This is a genomic window from Fodinibius sp. (genome assembly GCF_041642155.1).
In the GTDB taxonomy this organism is placed as follows: Bacteria; Bacteroidota; Rhodothermia; order Balneolales; family Balneolaceae; genus Fodinibius.
In genome coordinates this window covers 1-5,469 of record NZ_JBEPWZ010000201.1, presented here as the reverse complement: position 1 = coordinate 5,469, position 5,469 = coordinate 1, and the positions used below count along the sequence as shown (strand labels likewise).

Sequence of the window (5,469 nt, the reverse complement as noted above, 5' to 3'; positions counted from 1 at the left end):
GTACTCGGCGAGACGTTGGATGAAATTGAGTATGAGGGGGACATCCTTTTCTCCGGCAAAACGCAGATAACAATCTGACAGGTGAGTGCTTATTTTTTGGGACATGTTGAGGTTACTCGCTTTCCTGTTTAATCGTTGACGATATGCCATTTACATAATTGTTCACCATATCAATTTCTTTTGCATGCTCGGAGCCCTTAAATCCCGTGATATCTGTATTGGAGATGTGTCGGTTATAAAATTTCAAATATTGGCTTGCCAGCGGCAGGTACGACCAGTGCCACTTTTCTTCATTGTAGCCCGTGCGGCCGTTCAGACTTTTTTCGGTGTAAGGCTGGTAGAATCCAAAATCGTTCGCGTGAGCCCTCAGCCACTCGTATTCTCTCCTGCCCTGCCCGCTTTCGAAATAACTGTTATTTAAATCATTCAGGTCGATATCGGTGCCCCAGTGGTGGCGGGACGTCATCGGCATGGAGCTGTACTCCAGTATTTCAAGCGCCTTATCCAGGTCAGACTCAGCTGTCGAGTTGTTCCACTTCCGCTCCCAGATCGATTTTTGAGCGTCAAAATTACGGGTTCCGGAGATAACTATAAGTGAAATATCATCGGCCCGGGCGCTGTCGGCCATGGCTTTAAACGCTTTGTAGGTTTCCTTATGCAGGTAAATCTCTTTATCGGCGTATTGCGGATCCACCTGCATAAAATCATCATGGGTTATGAAATCAAACTGACCGGTTACGAAATCGACAGAGGTGTCAACCTGCAGGGTGTCCCTATTTGTGTTTCCTTCCGCCTGGCCGGTTTGTGCCTGTTGTTTGTCGGCGGATGAGCGGTCTGCATTACAGCCCATAACCAATGCAAAAAACAGCAGAAAAATAACTCTCATAAATCAAAAAATAAGGTGAATAGTTATAAAATTAATGAATGATAAAAATCACAATTCCTCTATAAACTTACCATAAATCCAGCCGGTGATATCGTCATTGGTCTGGATTTTATACCATTTTTCCCCGCTCATCGCCTCAATATTGTTCTTGCTGATCGTGGCCTCGGTAGCACCATATTGGGGTGTAGAAAAGGAGGCGCGAACGGAATCGCTGCGATCGGACAGAATTTTGACGGCTTTGCCCTCGGGCAGCGATATCTGATTACCATTTGTAATGATTGTTACATCACGCTTTAGAATGGCTTCCTTGCTGTTGCCTGAGCTATACAGGTCGAGGATTTGAACGACCGTCCCCTCCCTGGCAACAACGCCGGCTGAGGGCGATTCGGTGGTATGGTCGCTCCGGATAATGACATTCGATCCGGTCACGCGTCCTTTTGTAGCCATACTGGCCGACGATATCTGATTGAGTCTGCCTTGGGCATCGGTCCGGAACGCTCCGTCGGGAAATTCTTCGAGATATGTCTCATAAGCTTCGGCGGTCGAGTCTTCTTTAATAGCGTCCCAATAGCGGTTGTCTGCGCGATTTTGAGCTTCCTCAACGTGCTCGCCCTCCGGGTTATCTTCGACATACGACTGGTAGGCTTCGTACGTATCAGCTTGCCGGGCCTCCTCCCAGGTAATAGAGCCACTGCAGCCCGTTATTAAACCCAGACCGGCAATTGTAAAAGCCGCAACAACCACGGCTATGCGAGTAAAGGTAGCGTACATGGGGTTAATTTTCTTTTTGATGCAGATATGGACTTGGTTCAAGTTAGTTATTACTACCGGAGCAGTTTAAATAAAAAATGAGGGGAATAAAAGTACTGATGTCAATTTTTGTGTCAAGAGGAATCGCTCTGTATAACAGTTTTTGCAAGTGTAAACGGGGATAAAAGCCAAGCCACAAACAAATCCAGCAAAACTTATACTCAGCGTGACAGTTATTTTGCTCAGATCCGCAGAGTATCGGGAAAAGGCCGTAAGACGTTCAGTGTCTATTTTCCGCAACTTTGTGATCCTGCCCGAGTATGCAACAAACCATGGAACTAAATCATATAACTACCGCCATTAATATGGAAGGTAGATCCCGTCATATGAGGCACTTTACCCGATGCAAGGAAAGCCACGAGCTCTCCCACTTCTTCAGGCGATGTTATCCGGTCAAAGGACATCCCCTGCGTTAAATATTCTTCACCATAGATTTCAATCGAATCGCTGACCATATCCGTTTGCGTAAAGCCGGGTGCTATCGAATAGGCCGATATGCCATGCTTGCCAAAATCGCGGGCTACACTTTTAGTAAACGCTACCAATCCCCCTTTGGATGCGGCGTAGGAAGCAAACTCCTGAGTATCACCGCGGTAGGCCGCCCGGGATGCCATATTTATAAGAATACCGCCCCCGGAGTTCGTCCCCTCTTGCTGCCAGCGGTTGAGCGCCCACCTGGAGAGCAGCGCCGGAGCGCGGAGGTTGACCTGCATCGTTCGATCCCAGGTTTGGAGCCACCGGTCATCGCCGGCAGACATATCAGCATCTTCAGAGATTCCTGCATTATTGACGAGTACTGTCGGGACATGTACCCGGTCAAAAATGGGTTTTAAAAACGTCCTTATCTCTTCAGGACGGGCAAGATCGACATGCAGCCCCTCAAAGTTCTGGTGTTTTGCAATCGGTGCGGGAAAATCCGAACTGCGGGCCGTCCCAATAACCCTGTTTCCCTCCCTCAACAATGCCTGTACTATGCTTTTGCCTATTCCCCGGGATGCGCCCGTCACTAATGCATTAATTTCCTGATTCCCCATCATTTTCTATATGGTTAAACATTATCCTGAATACAAAAATCCGTTTTCAAGCGTTTATTAGCAAATAATATGCCAATTCATGGCAGGAGCATTTTTATGCCCGTTTGCGGGTTGTCAATCCCTTTGCACCTATCGCCGGGTTTTTGACAGAAACGGTAAACTATTCGCTCCCAAAGCCCCAAAATATGATTCAAACCGTCTGGCTCTCGTCACGATCCTCCAAGTCAGCCCCCCGGGACGAGAATAACTGGAAAAACCGTTGACTGGGGTTCTTTACGGACTTGAATGTTTTGGCTTTACGGTTCATCTTGATCAAGCTAAAAACAAAGGACTTCATTGGTGGATGGATAGCAAAAAACCTCCGGGACAAAAAAGCCCACTAAAAAACTCTCCATCGTTCAAGACGCGAATAATAAAAATCACGTGAAATAACTCAGCTCCGGTAGACCGGCACGTTGGAACAAGCTTCGCCGTACATCAATTTCCTTACGTGTGGAATAAGCCTTTGAGTGGCATAGAGATAAACGCTATCCGGCACGGGACGTTCCTCGTCGCTGCACCCTTTCAGGATAACAAACTTATCCGCATATTGACTCCAGTCAACCGATTCAAGCTCGCGACGATAGAGCTCATGGAGGACCTCTTCCGGCCGGCCTTTAAAGACTTCTTTGGCATGGGGAGTCAAATGTCGGCCTACCAGCATATACGCCCATTTGGAAAGGATGGCGTCTGTTGAGCAATATATGCAGGCATACTTGTCTTGATACTGGCTCCAATCATATTCCTTAAGTGCCTGCCGGAACTCTTTTTCCTTCAGGATCAGTCCTTTGAACAAAAACTGTTTCAGATCCAGGCCCGCACGGTGCGTGGGATCAAAAAATTTCTGAAGATCAATAGTTACGAGCCTGTCGGATTGCTTTATCTTGTTAACAATCTCACCCTGGGTATCTGTAGCCATAGCCAATTTATACTGAAAAAGATTCTCCGCAAGAACATGTTCGCGTGGCATTCGGATTTTCAAAATGGAAGCCCTGCCCCTCCAGTCCTTCGGTATAGTCCAACTCTGTTCCGGACAGGTACAGGAAGCTGCGCATATCCACAATCAGGTTAACGCCGTTATCGTTGAACTCCTGATCTTCGGAAGATTCGGATTCATCGGTTTGGGAGTCGAAATTCAGGTCATAGGTCAGTCCCGAACACCCCCCGCTTACCACTCCTACACGCAGTTTCGCGTCTTCGGGAAGGTGTTGTTCATTCTGAATTTCCTTAATACGGCGTGCGGCTCGGTCGCTGACGGTAATAGACATATTATTTATAAATTCCTCTGGCCTATTTAAACAGAAACAACTTGTATCTCAGGATCGACACGCTTGACCATGCTTTCGATAGCATAGAGCGTTCCACTGGTGGCAGTGGGACACGTACCGCAGGCTCCCTGGTAGTGAACCTTTAAGCGGTTGCCATCGAGTCCGAGAATTTTAAGTCCACCGCCGTCGGCCAGCAGATAGGGTCGGACCTGCTCATCCAGCATCTTGTTAATTTCAACCAGGCGCGGGTCGTCGCTTTCCTGCACTTCTCTGGTGGCATGCACTTCACCATCTTCCACCGCATCGGCTTGCGCTTTTGCCTCGCGAATGGGCGGGGCCAGCTTACGTAACAGCTCAGACCAAACTGCATCCCCGTCCTGGGTAACCGTCACGTATTTATCAACGTAATAGACGTTGATTACGTGATCGATGGCGAAAAGCGCAGAAGCCAGCTCATCACCTTCAGCCTGGCTACTGTCCTCAAATGATTTCGTTACCCCATTCGTGAGCGCTTCGCCCAATACAAATCGCATGGCATCGGGATTTGGAGTGCGTTCAATTTCTTTAATCTTTGGCATAGCTTCTTTAGTTTATTTGGAACAGTAGTTACATTGTTTAGAACGAATATAAATAAAATATAGTTTCTACCGAAACACTATTATTTTCAGAGACAGGAACGATCATTCAGAAAAAGTCTTTTGCGCGCTTCACCCCTTCTGCGAGGCGATCAATGTCCTCTTTAGTGTTATAGAATGAAAGAGATGCGCGGGCGGTTCCCGGAATATCAAACCGGCGCATTGCAGGCTGTGCGCAGTGATGCCCGGTACGAACAGCAATCCCCTGCTGGTCCAGAAGGGTACCGATATCTGTCGCGTGAATGTCATCAAATACAAAAGAGATGACCGACGCTTTGTGCTCTGAAGTGCCGATGATACGGAGTCCCTCTATGGAAAGCAGTTGCCCGGTAGCATATTCCAGCAGTTCCTGCTCCCGGCGGGCAATATATTCCATGCCGATCCCGGTCAGGTAGTCGATCGCGGCACCCAGCCCGATACCCGCTACGATAGGTGGTGTCCCGGCCTCAAACTTATGAGGCAGCTTGTTGAAAGTAGTCTCTTCGAAGGAAACCTTGTCAATCATATCGCCGCCTGAGCGGTACGGAGGCATTGCATCCAGGTACTTTTCCTTGCCATATAGAATGCCAAAACCCGTCGGTCCGCACATTTTATGGGATGAAAAAGCGTAAAAATCCACATCCAGCCCCTGTACATCCACCGGACCGTGCGGCACCGCCTGCGCCCCATCGACCAGTACCGGGATATCGTGCTTATGCGCTTCCTCGACAATCTGTTTCACCGGGTGAACGGTTCCCAGCGCATTGGAAACATGTCCTATGGCCACGATCGCAGTCCGTTCGTTCAGCAGTTCAATA

The 5,469-nt window shown here is 48.3% G+C and carries 7 protein-coding genes; all 7 read right to left on the bottom strand.

Annotated features, from left to right (window positions below):
- Positions 1-112 precede the first annotated feature (112 nt).
- Complete coding sequence (locus ACESLU_RS10965; protein ID WP_372638689.1) at positions 113-886, bottom strand: M15 family metallopeptidase; 774 nt, start codon at positions 884-886, stop codon at positions 113-115.
- Between the two features lie 48 nt (positions 887-934).
- Positions 935-1,657 (bottom strand): SH3 domain-containing protein, encoded by a 723-nt coding sequence (locus ACESLU_RS10960; protein ID WP_372638688.1) that lies wholly within the window; start codon positions 1,655-1,657, stop codon positions 935-937.
- Between the two features lie 317 nt (positions 1,658-1,974).
- Positions 1,975-2,733, bottom strand: coding sequence for an SDR family NAD(P)-dependent oxidoreductase (locus tag ACESLU_RS10955; protein ID WP_372638687.1), 759 nt, complete (start codon positions 2,731-2,733; stop codon positions 1,975-1,977).
- 430 nt (positions 2,734-3,163) lie between these two features.
- Positions 3,164-3,688, bottom strand: coding sequence for a DUF2480 family protein (locus ACESLU_RS10950; protein WP_372638686.1), 525 nt, complete (start codon positions 3,686-3,688; stop codon positions 3,164-3,166).
- 7 nt (positions 3,689-3,695) lie between these two features.
- Positions 3,696-4,037 carry a HesB/IscA family protein gene (locus tag ACESLU_RS10945; protein ID WP_372638685.1) on the bottom strand — a complete coding sequence of 114 codons (342 nt, stop codon included), beginning with the start codon at positions 4,035-4,037 and terminating at the stop codon, positions 3,696-3,698.
- 26 nt (positions 4,038-4,063) lie between these two features.
- Positions 4,064-4,615, bottom strand: coding sequence for a NifU family protein (locus ACESLU_RS10940; RefSeq protein WP_372638684.1), 552 nt, complete (start codon positions 4,613-4,615; stop codon positions 4,064-4,066).
- Between the two features lie 106 nt (positions 4,616-4,721).
- On the bottom strand, positions 4,722-5,469 hold a 748-nt coding region (locus ACESLU_RS10935), incomplete at its 5' end, for a cysteine desulfurase (protein ID WP_372638683.1).